The sequence below is a fragment of the Streptomyces sp. NPDC085524 genome, assembly GCF_044541755.1.
Classification (GTDB): domain Bacteria; phylum Actinomycetota; class Actinomycetes; order Streptomycetales; family Streptomycetaceae; genus Streptomyces.
The window spans coordinates 35,715-52,000 of record NZ_JBITTH010000007.1; the positions used below are offsets into that span (position 1 = coordinate 35,715).

Consider the following 16,286-nt stretch of genomic DNA (forward strand, 5'->3'; position numbering starts at 1 on the left):
ACCTGACCGCACGGGGCTCCGTGCCGTACTACTTCATTACGGTGTGACCACGGCCTCACCGGCCATGGCTTTGCGCAGCTCCGCCGTGTCGAGCGCTCCGGCGGACCGGAGGGCCCGGGGGAACGCGCGGCGGCGGACCGCCTGGTCGAGGCAGACCACGACCGGGTGCACGTAGGCACCCCGGCCGGGCAGCGTACCGCGATGATCGGGGACGCATTCGTCTCCGATCGCCACGATGCGCAGCAGATCGCTCTTGGCCGCTCGCTCCCGACACCCCACACAGGTGCGTTCGGGGCATGCGCGGGCTTGCGTCCGGCCAGACACGCCTAAGTCTACCTCCCCGTACCGACCTCACCCCTTCAGGCGAAAAATCGAACGGACGTTGTCGTGTTATTCCCTGTCTACCGTCCGGGAAGCCCCGGCAGGTACCGGTTTATTCCCCGCCCCGGTCCCGGCCGTCGCGGTCCCGGTCGCTGTCCGCGTCCTGGGCCGGCTCGGTGTCCGGGCGGATGTCGATGCGCCAGCCGGTGAGGCGTGCGGCGAGGCGGGCGTTCTGGCCCTCCTTACCGATGGCCAGCGACAGCTGGTAGTCGGGCACGGTCACCCGGGCGGAGCGGGAGTCCCAGTCGACGACCTCGACCTTGCTCACCCGGGCGGGTGACAGCGCGTTCGCGACCATCTCCGCCGGGTCGTCCGACCAGTCGACGATGTCGATCTTCTCGCCGTGCAGCTCGGCCATCACGTTGCGCACGCGGCTGCCCATCGGGCCGATGCAGGCGCCCTTCGGATTCAGGCCCGAGCGGGTGGACCGCACGGCGATCTTGGTGCGGTGACCGGCCTCGCGGGCGATCGCCGAGATCTCGACGCTGCCGTCGGCGATCTCCGGGACCTCGAGCGAGAAGAGCTTCTTCACCAGGTTGGGGTGGGTGCGCGAGAGGGTCACGGACGGACCGCGGACGCCCTTCGCCACCCGCACGACGTACGCCTTCAGGCGCAGCCCGTGCGTGTACTCCTCGCCGGGGACCTGCTCCTGCACGGGCAGGATGGCCTCGAGCTTGCCGATGTCGACGAGGACGTTCTTGGGGTCCTTGCCCTGCTGCACGACACCGGTGATGACGTCGCCCTCACGGCCGGCGAACTCGCCGAAGGTCAGGTCGTCCTCGGCGTCGCGCAGACGCTGCAGGATCACCTGCTTGGCCGTCGTCGCGGCGATCCGCCCGAAGTCCGACGGGGTGTCGTCGAACTCCTTGGGCTCCTGCCCCTCCTCGAGGTCCCTCGGGTCCTCCGTCGCCCACACGACCACGTGACCGTTGGTGCGGTCCAGCACGACGCGGGCGCGGCGGAAGCTCCCCTCGGTCCGGTGGTACGCGATGAGGAGGGCCGACTCGATCGCCTCGACGAGCAGGTCGAAGGAGATCTCCTTCTCCCGGACCAGACCCCGCAGGGCACTCATGTCGATGTCCACGGCTACGCCTCCTCTTCCTTCTTGTCCTTGCGGTTGAACTCGATCTCGACACGCGCCTTGGCGATGTCGGTGAAAGCAATGCGGCGGGCGGTCGCCTTGCGGCCCTTCACGCCCGGGACCTCGAGGTCCATTCCCTCGTCGTCCACGTCGAGGATGCGGGCGATCAGTTCCCCGGCACCCTTCTCGCCTTCGGCGAACAGCTGGAACTTCACGAGACGGCCGACGGCCCGCACGTAGTGACGGTGCTCGGTCAGCGGGCGGTCCGCGCCCGGGGAGCTCACTTCGAGGACGTACTCGTCCTCGCCCATCACGTCGGATTCGTCGAGCTTGTCGGAGACCTCACGGCTCAGCTCGGCACACGTGTCCAGCTCCACGCCCTCGTCGGAGTCCACGATGATCCGCAGCATCCGGCGCTTGCCCGCCTTGGACATCTCGATGTCTTCGAGGTCCAGGCCCTTGGCGGCGACGAGCGGCTCCAGCAATCCGCGCAGCCTGTCGCTCTGGGTGGTGCTCATCCGGGTGACTCCTCGGCCGCGTGTGCTGTTGTGGTTTCCGTCGTGCGTCAGGTCAAAGGGTATCCGGTCCCGGAGGGTGTTGCCGTCCGCCCTGTGGACAGGGCCCCGGGTACCGTGATCACACCCTGCCCCGCCCATCACCCCCGAGGACGTCCCCGTGCCCTGGACCTTGCCTTTCAGGCCCTCGCGAAGGAGCCTGCTCGCCGGTGCCGCCGGTGCGGCGGGCGCCGCGCTGCTCACCGGGTGCTCCGGCGGCCCCTCGCCCGAGGAGGAAGCGCGGATTCCACTCGAACGGCGGATGCGGGAGGCGGCCGTTCGTGACAGCCGGCTCCTGCTGGAACGTTACGACGCCACGAGCGCGGCCCATCCGGACCTGGCCGGGCAGCTCGCTCCGCTGCGGGCGGCCGTCGCCGCGCACACGGCGGCCCTGGCCCCGGCCGCCGCGGGCACCCCGGCTCCCAGCCCCGCCTCCCCGTCCGGCGCCGTGGGGGCCGCCGCCCCCACGGGCGGTGCCGAGCCGGTGCCGCCGAAGCCCACCGACGCGCTGACCGCCCTCGCGGACGCGGAGCGCAAGCTCTCCGAGGCCCGCACCATCGACCTCGCCGGAGCCCCCGGGGAACTGGCGCGGCTGCTGGCCTCCGTGGCCGCCTGCGGAGCCGTCCACGCCCACCTGCTGACCTCGAACCCCGGAGCCGCGTCGTGAGTGCCGGACCCTCCCCCGACGGGAACCCGCTGCCGGCCGCCCAGGCCGCCCTGGCCGCCGAGCACGCGGCGGCGTACGGCTACGGCGTCATCGGCGCGCGCACCACCGGCGCCCGCGCGACCCAGGCCCGGGAGGCCTACGGCGGCCACCTCGCGCGGCGGGACGCGCTGACCCGCACCGTGCGGGAGCTGGGCGGTGCGCCCCGGGCGGCGGAGGCCGCGTACACGCTGCCCTTCGAGGTGCGCACACCCGCCGACGCCGAGCGGCTGGCGGCCGAGATCGAGGACCGGGTGGCCGGCGCCTACTCCGACCTGGTGCGGGCCGCGCAGGGCCCGCTGCGCCGCGAGGCGGCCGACGCGCTGATCGCCGCGGCCGTGCGCGCGGCACGCTGGCGCGGTGTCGGCGTAGCCTTCCCTGGGCTCCCGGAACGATCGGATCGAGCCGAGCAGAGCTGAAAGGGACCACGCACGCATGGCTTTCGAACCGCCGCAGCGGCTTGTGAGGGCGCTCGGCGAGACGCCGCAGACGGACCAGGACGCGGACTGGCTGGCGCGGCTGCCCGGGCTCACCGCGGTCGCGCTGTCCCGGCGCGGGGTGCAGGCCCAGCGGGTGCAGGCCCCGGGCGGCCGGAGCAGCCTGGTCGTCCTCGTCCGGTACGCCGACGGGACCCCGGCCGCACTGAAGATGGCGCCCCCGTACGCCCGCCCCGACCTGGAGCTGGCCGCGCTGGCGCACTGGGGCGGCTTCGGGGCCGTACGGGTGCTCGACACGCGCTACCACGAGGAGGACGGGGCGCTCCTGCTGGAGAGGCTGCACGCGGAGGTCTCGCTGCGGTCGCTGCCCGAGGCGAAGGCGCTGCTGGAGGCCGGCGGCACGCTGCGCAGGCTGTGGGTGGCCCCGCCGGCCGGGCACGGCTTCGAGTCGGTGGCTGCGCGCACGAAGCGGCAGTCCGAGGCGCTGCGGGCGGCTCCGCCGGAGGTCCGGGCACTGGCCGACGCCGCGCTGGCGATGCGCGAGGAGCTCGTCGCCCTGCCGCCGGAGGAGCTGCTGCTGCACGGGAACTTCCGGCAGGGCAAGGTCCTGGCGGGCGACCGGGCGCCGTGGCTGACGGTGGGCCCCGAGCCGCTGGTCGGCGAGCGGGCCTACGACCTGGCGCGGCTGGCCCGGGACCGGCTGGAGGATCAGGTGGCCTCCTCGACCGGTGCGGCGGGCGCCCGCCGGCGCGTGCAGCGGCTCGCGGACGCCCTGGGGGTGGACCGGGACCGGCTGCGCGGCTGGACGCTCTTCCGGGCGGTGGAGTCGGGCAACCGCGCGCTGGCCGCCGGGCGGCACCGGGACGCGGAGCAGCTGCTGGAGTTCGCGGCCTGGTTGTAGGGCATACCGTGAATAGGTAGGCATGTCCGTTATGTGACACGCGGCATGCGTCATGCGGCATGCACAGCAGGGGGCCGTCATGGTCGAACAGCTGCTGACGGCGGCGATCGCCGCCGGTGTGGGCATCGTGGTCTACATGGGCGCGGCGGCCCGCGTGGTGAAGCAGTACGAGCGGGGCGTGGTCTTCCGCTTCGGCCGACTGCGTGACGAGATACGGCCGCCCGGCTTCGCCGCGATCGTCCCCGTGATCGACCGCATGCGGAAGGTCAACATGCAGATCGTGACCCTCCCCGTGCCGGCGCAGGAGGGCATCACCCGGGACAACGTCACGGTCCGGGTGGACGCGGTCGTGTACTTCAAGGTCGTCGACCCGGCGAACGCGATCGTGGCCGTGGAGGACTACCGCTTCGCCGTCTCGCAGATGGCGCAGACCTCGCTGCGGTCGATCATCGGCAAGTCCGACCTGGACGACCTGCTCTCCAACCGGGAGATGCTCAACCAGGGCCTGGAGCTGATGATCGACAGCCCGGCGGTGGGCTGGGGCGTGCAGATCGACCGGGTCGAGATCAAGGACGTGTCCCTGCCGGAGACGATGAAGCGGTCGATGGCCCGGCAGGCGGAGGCGGACCGGGAGCGGCGGGCGCGGGTGATCAACGCGGACGCGGAGCTCCAGGCCTCGCACAAGCTCGCCGAGGCGGCGGGGGTGATGTCGGACCAGCCGGCGGCGCTGCAGTTGCGGCTGCTGCAGACGGTGGTGGCGGTGGCGGCGGAGAAGAACTCCACGCTGGTCCTCCCGTTCCCGGTGGAGCTCCTCCGCTTCCTGGAACGCGCGGCCCCGACCCCGCCGGACACGGCCCCGACCCCGGAACCCCCGCCTACGGGCCAGCAGCCCGCACCCCCGCCTGCCGACGCGGAGCCCGCGCCGCCACCTGCCGGCCTGGAGCCCGCGCCGCCACCCGCCGACCTGAAGCCCGCCCCCTCGCCCACCGGCCTGGAGCCCGCAGCCTCGCCCACCGGCCTGGAGCCTGCGCCCCCGTCTGCCGGTCCGGAGGACGCGGCCCCGCATGCGGGGTCCGGCCCTGCGGCGCCCGCCCCGAGGCCGGAGGCTGCGGCGCCGCCCAATGTCGTGAACGGGTCTGCGCCGGTGGACGGCGGAGGGCCGGTCCGGCCGCGGTCGGAGGCGGACGGGGCGCCGGAGTAGCCGCTGCGCGGAGCGGTCCTCTACCCGCCCTTCCACCGTTCCCCGGGCTCCGCCCGGACCCGCGCCTCAAACGCCGGCGAGGCTGTCATTCCAGCCCGTCCGGCGTTTGAGGACCGGGGTCCGGGGCGGAGCCCCGGTTTCGGGAAGGGGCGGGGTGGGGGAAACGGCTCCGCGCAGCGGCACCCGCGCACCCGGCACCTGCACACCCCGCCGCACGGCGCACCGCCGCACGGCGCACCGGTAGCCGCCGCACGGCACCGGCACCGGCACCGCACCGCCGCCAGGGTCACGTCAGGCGGGACAGGGCCTCCTGCAGGGGGAGTTCCTCGCGGGTGCCCGTGCGGCGGTTCTGGAGTTCGACCACCGACTCCGCGGACCGGCGGCCCGCCACCAGGATCCACGGGACGCCGATCAGCTCCGCGTCGGTGAGCTTCACCCCCGGGGACAGGCCCGCGCGGTCGTCCAGGAGGACCCGCAGGCCGGCTTCCGCCAGGGCGTCGGCCGCCGAGGAGGCCAGCTCCTGCTGGACCGCCTTGCCCGCGGCCACCACGTGGACGTCCGCCGGGGCCACCTCCGCCGGCCAGCACAGTCCGCGCTCGTCCGCCGACTGCTCGGCCAGCGCCGCCACCGCCCGGGAGACGCCGATGCCGTACGAGCCCATGGTGACCCGGACCGGCTTGCCCTCCTTCCCGAGGACGTCGAGGCCGAACGCGTCCGCGTACTTGCGGCCGAGCTGGAAGATGTGGCCGATCTCGATGGCCCGGTCGAGCCGCAGCCCGGCGCCGCAGTTCGGGCAGGGGTCGCCCGGTTCGACGACGACCACGTCGAGGTACTGGTCGACCTCGAAGTCCCGGCCGCAGACCACGTTCCGCGTGTGGGTGCCGGCCCGGTTGGCGCCGGTGATCCACGAGGTGCCCGGGGCCACCCGCGGGTCGGCCAGGTAGCGGACCTTGTCCAGGCCCTGCGGGCCCACGTAGCCGCGTACGAGGTCGGGGCGGTCGGCGAAGTCCTCCGCGGTGACGAGCTCGACGACGGCCGGGGCCAGGTGTTCGCCCAGCTTGCCGAGGTCCACCTCACGGTCCCCCGGCACGCCCACGGCCACGATCTCGCCGTCGACCTTGACCAGGAGGTTCTTCAGCGTGGCCGAGGCGGGCACCCCGAGCTGCGCCGCGAGCGTCTCGATCGTCGGGGTGTCGGGGGTGTCCACGTCCTCCGGCGCGGGGTGCTCCCCGGCGACGGGCGTCAGGGCGAAGGTGACCGCCTCCGTGTTCGCCGCGTAGGCGCAGGAGGGGCAGTCCACGAAGGTGTCCTCGCCGGCCGCCGCGGGGGCCAGGAACTCCTCGGACGCCGAGCCGCCCATCGCCCCGGAGACCGCCGACACGATCCGGTGGTCCAGGCCGAGGCGGGTGAAGATGCGGACGTACGCCTCGCGGTGCAGCCGGTAGGACTCCGCGAGGCCCTCGTCGGAGACGTCGAAGGAGTACGAGTCCTTCATCTGGAACTCGCGTCCGCGCAGCACGCCGGAGCGGGGCCGCGCCTCGTCCCGGTACTTGGTCTGGATCTGGTAGAGCATGACCGGCAGGTCCTTGTACGAGGTGCACTGGTCCTTCACCACCAGGGTGAAGATCTCCTCGTGGGTGGGGCCGAGCAGGTAGTCCGCGCCCTTGCGGTCCCGGAGGCGGAACAGCAGGTCCCCGTACTCCGACCAGCGCCCGCTGACCTCGTAGGGCTCCTTGGGCAGCAGCGCGGGGAGCAGCACCTCCTGGGCGCCGATCGCGTCCATCTCCTCGCGGACGACGCGCGAGACGTTGTCCAGCACCCGCTTGCCGAGCGGCAGCCAGGTCCACACGCCGGCCGAGCTGCGCCGGACGTAGCCGGCGCGGACCAGCAGCCGGTGGCTGAGGGTCTCGGCGTCGGCCGGGTCCTCGCGGAGGGTCTTGGCCATGAGGCGGGACATGCGCTGCACGGGGTGCGTGCGGTGGTGTGTGGACATGTCCGGAGGCTACCGGGGCGCGGGCGGGCCCCGGAAACCCGTTTTCCCGTCTCAGGGCCTGCGCAGCGGCAGCTCGGCGCCCATCACGGCGTACGGGAGGCTCGCGCTCGGGAAGAGGACCTGGCGGGCGAGGTCGTGGTAGCCGAGGGCCCGGTAGAGGCCCCGGGCGGGGCTCTCCGTGTCGATGGCGGAGAGGATCGACCGCGGTTCGGCGGCGCTGTCGGTGATGCGGGTGATCAGCTCGCGGCCGACGCCGTGGCCCTGGAAGCCGGGGTGGACGTGCAGTTCGGTGATGACGAAGGAGCCGTCGAGCCAGGCTTCGTGGCCGCCGGCCCGCAGGTAGGGCTCGACGATGCCGGACCACCAGTGGCGGCGGTCGTTCGGCATCCCGTAGACGAAGCCGGTGAGTGCGCCGTCCTCGGTGAACGCGCCGAGCGCGCGGGCTCCCGGGCAGGTCATGTGGCGCTGGACGATGTAGCGCCGGATGCCGACCTCCTCCTCGCTGAGGCCGAAGGCGACGGCCTGCACGCGCAGGGCCTCGTCCACGCGGGCGGCGAGGTCGAGGGGGCCGATGCTCAGTCCGGAAGGCAGCATGCGGCTGACCTTACTGCGCGGTACCGGCGTGCCGGTATGCCAGGCCCCGTTCGGGGCCGGGGCGTTCAGAAGAGCACGCTCATGAACGCGCCGACCTCGCGGAAGCCGACGCGCCGGTAGGCGGCCCGCGCCGCTGTGTTGAAGTCGTTCACGTACAGGCTGACCACGGGTGCGACGTCGCGCAGGGCGTAGTCGACGACGGCGGCCATGCCGGCCTCGGAGTGCCCGCGGCCGCGGAATTCGGGGTCCACCCACACGCCCTGGATCTGGCAGGCCTTGGCGGTGGCTGCGCCGATCTCCGCCTTGAAGACGACCTTGCCGTCCTCGACGCGGGCGAAGGACCGGCCGGTGCCGACGAGCTCGGCGACGCGGGCCTGGTAGAGCAGTCCGCCGTCGCCGGCCATCGGGGAGATGCCGACCTCCTCGGTGAACATGGCCACGCAGGCGGGCATGATCAGGTCCATCTCGTCCTTGCGGATCCGGCGGACCAGGGGGTCGGGGGCGACCGTGGCGGACGAGTGCTCGATGACCATGAGCGGCTGGTGGGAGCGGACCTCGCGGGCCGGTCCCCAGCTCGGCTCCAGGAGCCGCCACAGCAGCCGGGTGGGCTCGGCGGGGCCGACGATGGAGGAGCAGCGGCGGCCGGTGCGGCGGGCCCGGTCGGCGAAGGCGCGTACGGCTTCGGGTCCGGCGCAGACGGGGACCAGGTTGGCGCCCGCGTAGCAGAGGGAGCGGAGCTCTCCGTCGGCGTAATAGCCCCACATCTCGCCGCCCAGGCGCCAGGGGTCGAGCCCGGCGACCTGGACCCGGGAGGTGACGAAGGCGTTCTCGACCGGCTCGCGTCCGAGGACTTCGAGCGCGGCGTCGAGATCACTGGGTTCAAGGACCCTTGTCGTGGTCTGCGTCAACACGGGGGCCTCACGGTACAAGTCTGCTGATCTCCGCACTGTACCCGCCGGGGCCGGAGGATGCCCGGTCCAACGGGTCACGAAAAGGCCCCGGCCCCGCCCGCGAGCTGCGGGAACGGGGCCGGGGCAGGGGCCTTGGGAGGCTCGTGCGCGGGGTCCGGATCAGACGCCGATGGCGACGGTGGGCTCGCCGCTCATCACGCCGTCCTTCTCCATCTGCTCGGCGATCTTCATCGCCTCTTCGATGAGGGTCTCCACGATCTTCGACTCGGGGACGGTCTTGATGACCTCGCCCTTCACGAAGATCTGGCCCTTGCCGTTGCCGGAGGCGACGCCGAGGTCGGCCTCGCGGGCCTCGCCGGGGCCGTTGACGACGCAGCCCATGACGGCGACGCGCAGCGGGACCTCCATGCCGGTGAGGCCCGCCGTGACCTCCTCCGCCAGCTTGTAGACGTCGACCTGGGCGCGGCCGCAGGACGGGCAGGAGACGATCTCCAGGCGGCGCGGCTTGAGGTTCAGCGACTCCAGGATCTGGATGCCGACCTTGACCTCCTCGACCGGCGGGGCCGAGAGGGAGACGCGGATGGTGTCGCCGATGCCCTCGGAGAGCAGTGCACCGAAGGCGACGGCGGACTTGATGGTGCCCTGGAAGGCGGGGCCGGCCTCGGTGACGCCGAGGTGCAGCGGGTAGGTGCACTGGGCGGCGAGCTGGCGGTAGGCGTTGACCATCACGACCGGGTCGTTGTGCTTGACCGAGATCTTGATGTCGCCGAAGCCGTGCTCCTCGAAGAGGGAGGCCTCCCACAGCGCGGACTCGACCAGCGCCTCGGGGGTGGCCTTGCCGTACTTCTTCAGCAGCCGGGCGTCGAGGGAGCCCGCGTTGACGCCGATCCGGATCGGGGTGCCCGCGTCGTTCGCGGCCTTCGCGATCTCCTTGACCTTGTCGTCGAACTGCTTGATGTTGCCCGGGTTCACGCGGACGGCGGCGCAGCCGGCGTCGATCGCGGCGAACACGTACTTCGGCTGGAAGTGGATGTCGGCGATGACCGGGATCTGCGACTTCTTCGCGATCACTGCGAGTGCGTCGGCGTCGTCCTGCGTCGGGCAGGCCACGCGGACGATGTCGCAGCCGGAGGCGGTCAGCTCGGCGATCTGCTGGAGGGTGGCGCCGATGTCGGAGGTGCGGGTCGTCGTCATCGACTGCACCGAGATCTGTGAGTCGCCGCCGACGGCCACGGAACCGACCTGGATCTTGCGGCTGACCCTGCGGTCGGCAAGCTTCGTCGGCACGGCCGGCATTCCGAGAGAGATGGCAGTCATCTGCTGTGCAACCCCAAGGTGTGGATCATGGTCCCGAATTCGGCGGGCTCCAGCCTCCGAGATTACGGCAATCCCCGCGCGCCCCTCGCATCCGAGGGGGGTGCGCCACCCGAACGTAGGGAGCCGGGCACGATCCGTGCCCGGCTCTCCTGTGCGTGGGGTACCGCCCCCGGCCGCTAGGTGATCTTGATGGGGTTCACCACGTCGGCGACCATCACCAGCAGCGTGAAGCAGATGAACACCCCGGCCACCACGTACGCGACGGGCATCAGCTTGGCCACGTCGAACGGGCCCGGGTCGGGGCGCCGGAAGACCCGTGCCAGGTGGCGCCGGACCGACTCCCACAGGGCGCCCGCGATGTGCCCGCCGTCCAGCGGGAGCAGCGGCAGCATGTTGAACAGGAACAGCGAGAGGTTGAAGCCGGCCAGCAGGTTCAGGAAGAACACGAGCTGGTGCTGGGCGGGGATGTCGAGGGTGAAGATCTCCCCGCTGACCCGGGCCGCGCCGACGACGCCCATCGGGCTGTCCTGCTTGCGCTCGGCCCCGTTGAAGGCCGCGTTCCACAGGTCCGGGACCTTGGCCGGCAGCTGGACCAGCGACTCCACGCCGGCCTGCATCATCTCGCCCATGCGGTCGACGGACTGGCCGAAGGACTGCGGGACGTAGCCGGGGGCGGGGGTGAAGCCGAGGAAGCCCGCGGTGACGTACTGGTCCTTGACGTACTTGCCGCTGCCGTCCGTCTTGGCGACCTTGTTCTCGATCAGGGTCGCCTTGAGCTCCACGCGCTGACCGGCCCGCTCGACCGTGAGGGCGGCGGGGCCGACGGTGGCCCGGATGTCCTTCTGCAGGGCGGACCAGTCGTCGACCGGGCGGCCGTTGAAGGCGACGATCTTGTCGCCGGGCTTCAGGCCGGCCGCCTTGGCGGGGGCGGCGGGGTCGCCCGGGAGGCACTTGTCGCGCTTCTCGCTCTGCTGGATGACGCAGTCGGAGACGGTCTCGACCGAGGTGGTCTGCGTGTTCAGCCCGAAGGTCATCAGGGTGGTGACGAAGATCGCCACGGCCAGGACCAGGTTCATGAACGGGCCGGCGAACATCACGATCACGCGCTTCCACGGCTTGCGCGTGTAGAAGAGCCTGCTCTCGTCCCCGGGCTGGAGCTCCTCGTACGCGGCCGAGCGCGCGTCCTCGATCATCGACCGGAACGGCGAGGTGGACCGGGCGGTCACCTTGCCGTCCTCGCCGGGCGGGAACATCCCGATCATGCGGATGTAGCCGCCCATCGGGATGGCCTTGATCCCGTACTCGGTCTCGCCCTTCTTCCGCGACCAGACGGTCGGGCCGAAGCCGACCATGTACTGCGGCACGCGGATGCCGAACAGCTTGGCCGTGGAGAGGTGCCCCAGCTCGTGCCAGGCGATGGAGACCAGCAGGCCGAACGCGAAGATCGCGATCCCGAGCACCGTCATCAGAACTGTCATGCGCGCGCCTCCGCGGCGGCCCGAGCCGCCATCTCCCGCGCCCGGGCCCTGGCCCAGGCCTCTGCTTCAAGGACGTCCTCGACGGTCAGGGAAGTTCCCGACGCCGGCGTCCCGTGCTCTGTGACCACGGCAGAGACCGTATCCATGATTGCTGTGAACGGCAGCCGGCCGGCGAGGAAAGCCTCGACGCACTCCTCGTTGGCCGCGTTGAACACGGCGGGGGCGGTGCCGCCGAGGGTCCCGACGTGCCGGGCCAGGCCCACCGACGGGAAGGCTTCCGTGTCCAGCGGGAAGAACTCCCAGGTGGACGCCTTGGTCCAGTCGAAGGCGGGGGCTGCGTCCGGGATCCGCTGGGGCCAGCCGAGGCCGATCGCGATGGGACCGCGCATGTCCGGCGGGGTGGCCTGGGCGAGGGTGGAGCCGTCCGTGAACTCCACCATCGAGTGGACGTAGGACTGCGGGTGGACGACGACCTCGATGCGGTCGAAGGGGATGTCGTAGAGCAGGTGCGCCTCGATGACCTCCAGCCCCTTGTTGACCAGCGTCGCCGAGTTGACGGTGATGACCGGGCCCATCGCCCACGTGGGGTGGGCCAGTGCGTCCTCGACGGTGACGGCGGCCAGCTCGGCGCGGGTGCGGCCGCGGAAGGGCCCGCCGGAGGCGGTGACCACGAGCTTGCGCACGTCGGCCCGGGTGCCGGCGGCGAGGGCCTGGAAGAGGGCCGCGTGCTCGGAGTCCACCGGGATGATCTGACCGGGCTTCGCGAGGGCCTTGACCAGCGGGCCGCCGACGATCAGCGACTCCTTGTTGGCGAGGGCCAGCGTGCGGCCCGCCCGCAGTGCGGCGAGGGTGGGCGCGAGGCCGATGGAGCCGGTGATGCCGTTGAGGACGGTGTGGCATTCGGAGGCGGCGAGCTCGGCCGCCGCGTCGGGCCCGGCCAGGATCTCCGGCAGCGGCTCGCCGGCCCCGTACTGGGCGTTCAGCGCCTCCTTGAGGGCCGGTACGACGTCCTCGCGGGCGACGGCGACCTTCTCGACCCGCAGCTGCCGGGCCTGCTCGGCCAGCAGTCCGACCCGCCCGCCGGCGGCGGACAGCGCGGTCACGCGGAACCGGTCGGGGTTGCGCAGGGCCAGGTCGATGGCCTGGGTGCCGATGGAGCCGGTGGACCCGAGGATGACGATGTCCCGGCGGCCGGCCGCGGGGTCGAAGAGGAGGTGCGGGTCGGCGAGGGGGGCTGGGCTGTCGCTCATGCCCCCATTGTTGCCGCAACTCACGCCGGCTTGGACACGGAGTCCCCCTGGACGACGGCGGCCAGGAGCTCGGGCAGGGTCCCGGCGAACTCGGGGAGCGAGCGGGCGGCCCGCCACCAGGCCCCGGTGTCCCGGCGCAGGGCCGTCTCGAAGAGGCGGTCGGCCTCGGCCCGGGCATCCAGCACGGCCTGCGGGCGGTCGTGCCGGTCGGGGTGGTCCACGTCCCCGAGCCAGTGGTCCTCGTCCAGCGCCCAGGCCGCGGGGGCCTTGTGCCGGATGACGTCGGTGCCGGTGAGCACTCCGCCGTCCAGGCAGGCGCGGACCCAGCGGATGTCCTCGCCGAGGTCGCCCATGGCGTTGGGGACGGCGAGGCTGGCCAGGGCCAGTTCGCGGTGCGGATCGTCGCCGGGCGGGACGGAGCGGGGGGCCAGGGCGTCGATGGCCCGGGTGAGGCCGGGCACGGCGGGCGCGGGCGGGTCCGCGGGCGCCGGCGCGGTCCCGGCCGCCACCGCGGCGGCCAGCTCCGGGAGGGTGCCGCGGAAGGCGTGGGCGTGCCGGTGCAGCTCCGCCCACAGCCGCGGGTCGTCGCCCAGCGCGGGGCGCAGCACCCGCCGCAGGGCCGCGCGCATGCCCGCCCACTCGTCGAGGTTCCACGCGAAGCGGCCGATGGCGTGGGCCTGGCCGAGCAGCAGGGCCCGGTGGGCCGGGGCCACGGAGTGCGCGAGCTCGTCGAAGGTCAGGGTGCCGGTGCGCACGGCGCGGACGGCGGGGCGGTGCCAGTGGGGCCCGTAGGAGGCCTGGGCGCGCGTGTCGAGCAGGGCGAGGCATTCCCGCCGGCCGAGCCCGGCGACCAGCAGCAGTGCCTCGACGGAGCCGGGCGGCAGCGGGGCGCGGGCGTGCTCGCGCAGCAGGGCCTCCGGGTCGAGTGCGTGGGGCAGGGCCAGCACCCGGAGGGGGATGCGCGGCCGGTGGCTGCCGTGGCGGCGCAGGAGTGCGAGGAGCTCGTCGCCCGTCAGGGGCGGGGCGTCGGGGCCGGGCTCGCGGCCCAGCTCGGCGCCGAGGGTGGCGAGCAGGTCCGGCGAGGGCCCGGGGCGGCGTGCGTACCTCGCGGGGCCGGGCAGGCCGGGCAGCGGGCGGCCGCGCACGTGCGGGTTGCGGGCGATGGTGCGGCGGTCCTCGTCGGTGCCGTCGCGCAGCAGGAGCGTGACGACGGGAGCCGGGAGGTGTTCGTCGCGGCTCAGGTAGCGGCGGGTGGGCGCGTCGAGGCGGCCGAGCAGGTCCGCCGCGACGGTGTCCGGTGCGTGGCGCAGGAGCAGCGCCACGCACCAGGCCAGCCGCCTGCTCTGTCTGTCGACGTCCACATGCATCCGATTCCCCGTCGCCGCTCCTGTACGCCTTTCCGCGTGCGGAGATGATCTCAGCCGACGGGGCCGGGGTCAGCGGATGGGGCGGTGGACGTTCGGGTGGGTGGAGGGGCCGGGGGCGGCGTCCGCGATCCAGGGGCCGTCGCCGGAGGGGTCGATGATCCCTTCTTCGAGCCAGGCGTAGGTGCCGGTGAGGACGCCCGCGACGACCTTGCGGTCGAGGTCGTCGGTGTTGGACCACAGGCGCCCGAAGAGTTCCTCGATGCGGAGCCGGGACTGCTCGCAGAAGGCGTCGGCGAGCTGGTAGGCCTCGCGGCCGTGGTCCCCGGTGGCGCGCAGGTGTTCGGCGCGGACGCAGGCCGCGCTCATCGCGAAGAGTTCGGCGCCGATGTCGACGACGCGGCCGAGGAAGCCCTGTTTGGTCTCCATCCGGCCCTGCCAGCGGGACATCGCGTAGAAGGTGGAGCGGGCGAGCTTGCGGGCTCCGCGTTCGACGTAGCGCAGGTGGGTGGAGAGGTCGGGGTGGCCGGCGGGGTGGAAGGCGCGGTAGGTGCCGGGGACCTGGCCGGCGCCGGTGGCGAGCTTGGGCAGCCAGCGGGCGTAGAACCCGGCGGCGCGGGCGCCCGCCTTCGCCTTGTCGCCGAGCGCCTTCTCCGGGTCGATGAGGTCGCCCGCGACCGACAGGTGGGCGTCGACGGCCTCGCGGGCGATCAGCAGGTGCATGATCTCCGTCGAGCCCTCGAAGATCCGGTTGATCCGCAGGTCGCGGAGCATCTGTTCGGCCGGGACGGCCCGCTCTCCGCGGGCGGCCAGGGATTCGGCGGTCTCGAAGCCGCGGCCGCCGCGGATCTGGACGAGCTCGTCGGCCATCAGGCAGGCCATCTCGGACCCGTAGAGCTTGGCGAGGGCGGCCTCGATGCGGATGTCGTTGCGGTCCTCGTCCGCCATCTGGGAGGCGAGGTCGACGACCGCTTCCAGGGCGAAGGTGGTGGCGGCGATGAAGGAGATCTTGGCGCCGACGGCCTCGTGCTCGGCGACCGGGCGGCCCCACTGCTCGCGTACGCCGGCCCACTCGCGGGCGATCTTCAGGCACCACTTGCCGGCGCCGACGCACATGGCCGGCAGCGAGAGCCGGCCGGTGTTCAGGGTGGTCAGGGCGATCTTGAGGCCGGCGCCCTCGGCTCCGATGCGCTGGTCGGCGGGGACCCGTACCCGGTGGAAGCGGGTGACGCCGTTCTCCAGGCCGCGCAGGCCCATGAAGGCGTTGCGGTGTTCGACGGTGATGCCGGGCGAGTCGGCCTCGACGACGAAGGCGGTGATCCCGCCGCGGTGGTTCTCGCTCTTCGGCACCCGGGCCATCACGACGAGGAGGTCCGCGACGACCCCGTTGGTGGTCCACAGCTTCACGCCGTCGAGGACGTACGCGTCGTCCCCGTCGGGGACGGCCGTGGTGGCCAGCCGGGCCGGGTCGGAGCCGACGTCGGGTTCGGTGAGCAGGAAGGCGCTGATGGCGGTGGTGGCGCAGCGCGGCAGGTAGGCGTCCTTCTGGGCCTGCGTGCCGAACATCTTCAGCGGCTGGGGCACGCCGATCGACTGGTGCGCGGAGAGCAGGGCGCCGATGGCGGGGCTGACGGATCCGACGAGGGCGAGGGCCTTGTTGTAGTACACCTGGGTCAGGCCGAGGCCGCCGTACTTGGGGTCGATCTTCATGCCGAGCGCGCCGAGCTCCTTGAGCCCGCGCACGGTCTCGTCGGGGATCTTCGCCTCGCGTTCGATGCGCGCCCCGTCGACGGAGGTCTCGCAGAATTCCCTCAGCCGGGCCAGGAAGGCCTCGCCGCGCCGGACGTCCTCGTCGGCGGGGAGCGGGTGGGGATGGATCAGGTCGAGGCGGAACCGCCCCAGGAAGAGCTCCTTGGCGAAGCTGGGCTTGCGCCAGTCCTGTTCCCGGGCCGCTTCCGCGACCTGCCGTGCCTCGCGCTCGGTCACCTTGGGCGTTACGGGACGTGCGGGCTGTGTTGCGGACATGAGCGGGCTCACCTCGCCGCGGGAGTCGGTGGAACCGGCCTACCGGCCGGTACTACCTGTCAGACGTACCCGTTTCACGGCGCGGGGAAAATCCCG

15 protein-coding genes are annotated in these 16,286 nt (G+C 72.8%); 4 read left to right on the forward strand and 11 right to left on the reverse strand.

Features of this window, described 5'->3' with window-relative positions:
- Positions 1 to 36: 36 nt before the first annotated feature.
- From ACIGFK_RS12290 to rimP, 3 genes are all read right to left on the reverse strand, one after another.
- Positions 37 to 324: a YlxR family protein gene (locus ACIGFK_RS12290; protein WP_386464865.1), complete on the reverse strand. Its 288-nt coding sequence runs from the start codon at positions 322 to 324 to the stop codon at positions 37 to 39.
- A gap of 109 nt (positions 325 to 433) precedes the next feature.
- Positions 434 to 1,465, reverse strand: coding sequence for a transcription termination factor NusA (nusA, locus tag ACIGFK_RS12295; RefSeq protein ID WP_400051449.1), 1,032 nt, complete (start codon positions 1,463 to 1,465; stop codon positions 434 to 436).
- Between the two features lie 2 nt (positions 1,466 to 1,467).
- A complete protein-coding gene (rimP, locus tag ACIGFK_RS12300; RefSeq protein ID WP_376662125.1) occupies positions 1,468 to 1,980 on the reverse strand; it encodes a ribosome maturation factor RimP in 513 nt (170 codons plus the stop codon).
- Between the two features lie 157 nt (positions 1,981 to 2,137).
- On the opposite strand from rimP, the gene ACIGFK_RS12305 reads away from it, so the two are divergent.
- The 4 genes from ACIGFK_RS12305 to ACIGFK_RS12320 all read left to right on the forward strand — a co-directional run bounded on the left by ACIGFK_RS12305 (position 2,138) and on the right by ACIGFK_RS12320 (position 5,258).
- A complete protein-coding gene (locus ACIGFK_RS12305) occupies positions 2,138 to 2,683 on the forward strand; it encodes a hypothetical protein (RefSeq protein WP_376662124.1) in 546 nt (181 codons plus the stop codon).
- Positions 2,680 to 3,138: a ferritin-like domain-containing protein gene (locus ACIGFK_RS12310; RefSeq protein ID WP_376662123.1), complete on the forward strand. Its 459-nt coding sequence runs from the start codon at positions 2,680 to 2,682 to the stop codon at positions 3,136 to 3,138. The genes ACIGFK_RS12305 and ACIGFK_RS12310 overlap by 4 nt, the downstream gene beginning before the upstream one ends.
- Before the next feature lie 16 nt (positions 3,139 to 3,154).
- On the forward strand, positions 3,155 to 4,057 hold the full coding sequence (locus tag ACIGFK_RS12315; protein WP_376662122.1) for an aminoglycoside phosphotransferase family protein: 903 nt from the start codon (positions 3,155 to 3,157) through the stop codon (positions 4,055 to 4,057).
- A 79-nt stretch (positions 4,058 to 4,136) separates the two neighbouring features.
- Positions 4,137 to 5,258: a slipin family protein gene (locus tag ACIGFK_RS12320; RefSeq protein ID WP_400051453.1), complete on the forward strand. Its 1,122-nt coding sequence runs from the start codon at positions 4,137 to 4,139 to the stop codon at positions 5,256 to 5,258.
- Between the two features lie 286 nt (positions 5,259 to 5,544).
- Here ACIGFK_RS12320 and ACIGFK_RS12325 read toward each other — a convergent pair whose 3' ends face one another.
- From ACIGFK_RS12325 to ACIGFK_RS12360, 8 genes are all read right to left on the reverse strand, one after another.
- A complete protein-coding gene (locus tag ACIGFK_RS12325; protein ID WP_386464856.1) occupies positions 5,545 to 7,251 on the reverse strand; it encodes a proline--tRNA ligase in 1,707 nt (568 codons plus the stop codon).
- Positions 7,252 to 7,302: 51 nt separating this feature from the next.
- Positions 7,303 to 7,845 (reverse strand): GNAT family N-acetyltransferase, encoded by a 543-nt coding sequence (locus tag ACIGFK_RS12330; RefSeq protein WP_376655731.1) that lies wholly within the window; start codon positions 7,843 to 7,845, stop codon positions 7,303 to 7,305.
- Between the two features lie 65 nt (positions 7,846 to 7,910).
- Positions 7,911 to 8,753, reverse strand: a complete 843-nt coding sequence (locus ACIGFK_RS12335) for a GNAT family N-acetyltransferase (RefSeq protein ID WP_376655738.1) — start codon at positions 8,751 to 8,753, stop codon at positions 7,911 to 7,913.
- Between the two features lie 162 nt (positions 8,754 to 8,915).
- Positions 8,916 to 10,073 carry a flavodoxin-dependent (E)-4-hydroxy-3-methylbut-2-enyl-diphosphate synthase gene (ispG, locus tag ACIGFK_RS12340; protein WP_376655730.1) on the reverse strand — a complete coding sequence of 386 codons (1,158 nt, stop codon included), beginning with the start codon at positions 10,071 to 10,073 and terminating at the stop codon, positions 8,916 to 8,918.
- A gap of 176 nt (positions 10,074 to 10,249) precedes the next feature.
- Complete coding sequence (locus tag ACIGFK_RS12345) at positions 10,250 to 11,551, reverse strand: RIP metalloprotease (RefSeq protein ID WP_376655729.1); 1,302 nt, start codon at positions 11,549 to 11,551, stop codon at positions 10,250 to 10,252.
- Positions 11,548 to 12,801, reverse strand: coding sequence for a 1-deoxy-D-xylulose-5-phosphate reductoisomerase (gene dxr / locus ACIGFK_RS12350; protein ID WP_376655728.1), 1,254 nt, complete (start codon positions 12,799 to 12,801; stop codon positions 11,548 to 11,550). Before dxr ends, ACIGFK_RS12345 begins: the two co-directional genes overlap by 4 nt.
- Positions 12,802 to 12,821: 20 nt before the next feature.
- Entirely contained in the window at positions 12,822 to 14,162 is a 1,341-nt protein-coding gene (locus ACIGFK_RS12355) for a hypothetical protein (RefSeq protein ID WP_386464852.1), read from the reverse strand.
- A gap of 75 nt (positions 14,163 to 14,237) precedes the next feature.
- Positions 14,238 to 16,190: an acyl-CoA dehydrogenase family protein gene (locus ACIGFK_RS12360; protein ID WP_376655726.1), complete on the reverse strand. Its 1,953-nt coding sequence runs from the start codon at positions 16,188 to 16,190 to the stop codon at positions 14,238 to 14,240.
- Positions 16,191 to 16,286: the final 96 nt, after the last annotated feature.

Coding starts and splice junctions, on each gene's coding strand:
- rimP (WP_376662125.1), bottom strand. CDS start 1,980: ATGAGCACCACCCAGAGCGACAGGCTGCGCGGATTGCTGGAGCCGCTC.
- ACIGFK_RS12315 (WP_376662122.1), top strand. CDS start 3,155: ATGGCTTTCGAACCGCCGCAGCGGCTTGTGAGGGCGCTCGGCGAGACG.
- ACIGFK_RS12320 (WP_400051453.1), top strand. CDS start 4,137: ATGGTCGAACAGCTGCTGACGGCGGCGATCGCCGCCGGTGTGGGCATC.
- ACIGFK_RS12325 (WP_386464856.1), bottom strand. CDS start 7,251: ATGTCCACACACCACCGCACGCACCCCGTGCAGCGCATGTCCCGCCTC.
- ACIGFK_RS12330 (WP_376655731.1), bottom strand. CDS start 7,845: ATGCTGCCTTCCGGACTGAGCATCGGCCCCCTCGACCTCGCCGCCCGC.
- ispG (WP_376655730.1), bottom strand. CDS start 10,073: ATGACTGCCATCTCTCTCGGAATGCCGGCCGTGCCGACGAAGCTTGCC.
- ACIGFK_RS12345 (WP_376655729.1), bottom strand. CDS start 11,551: ATGACAGTTCTGATGACGGTGCTCGGGATCGCGATCTTCGCGTTCGGC.
- dxr (WP_376655728.1), bottom strand. CDS start 12,801: ATGAGCGACAGCCCAGCCCCCCTCGCCGACCCGCACCTCCTCTTCGAC.
- ACIGFK_RS12360 (WP_376655726.1), bottom strand. CDS start 16,190: ATGTCCGCAACACAGCCCGCACGTCCCGTAACGCCCAAGGTGACCGAG.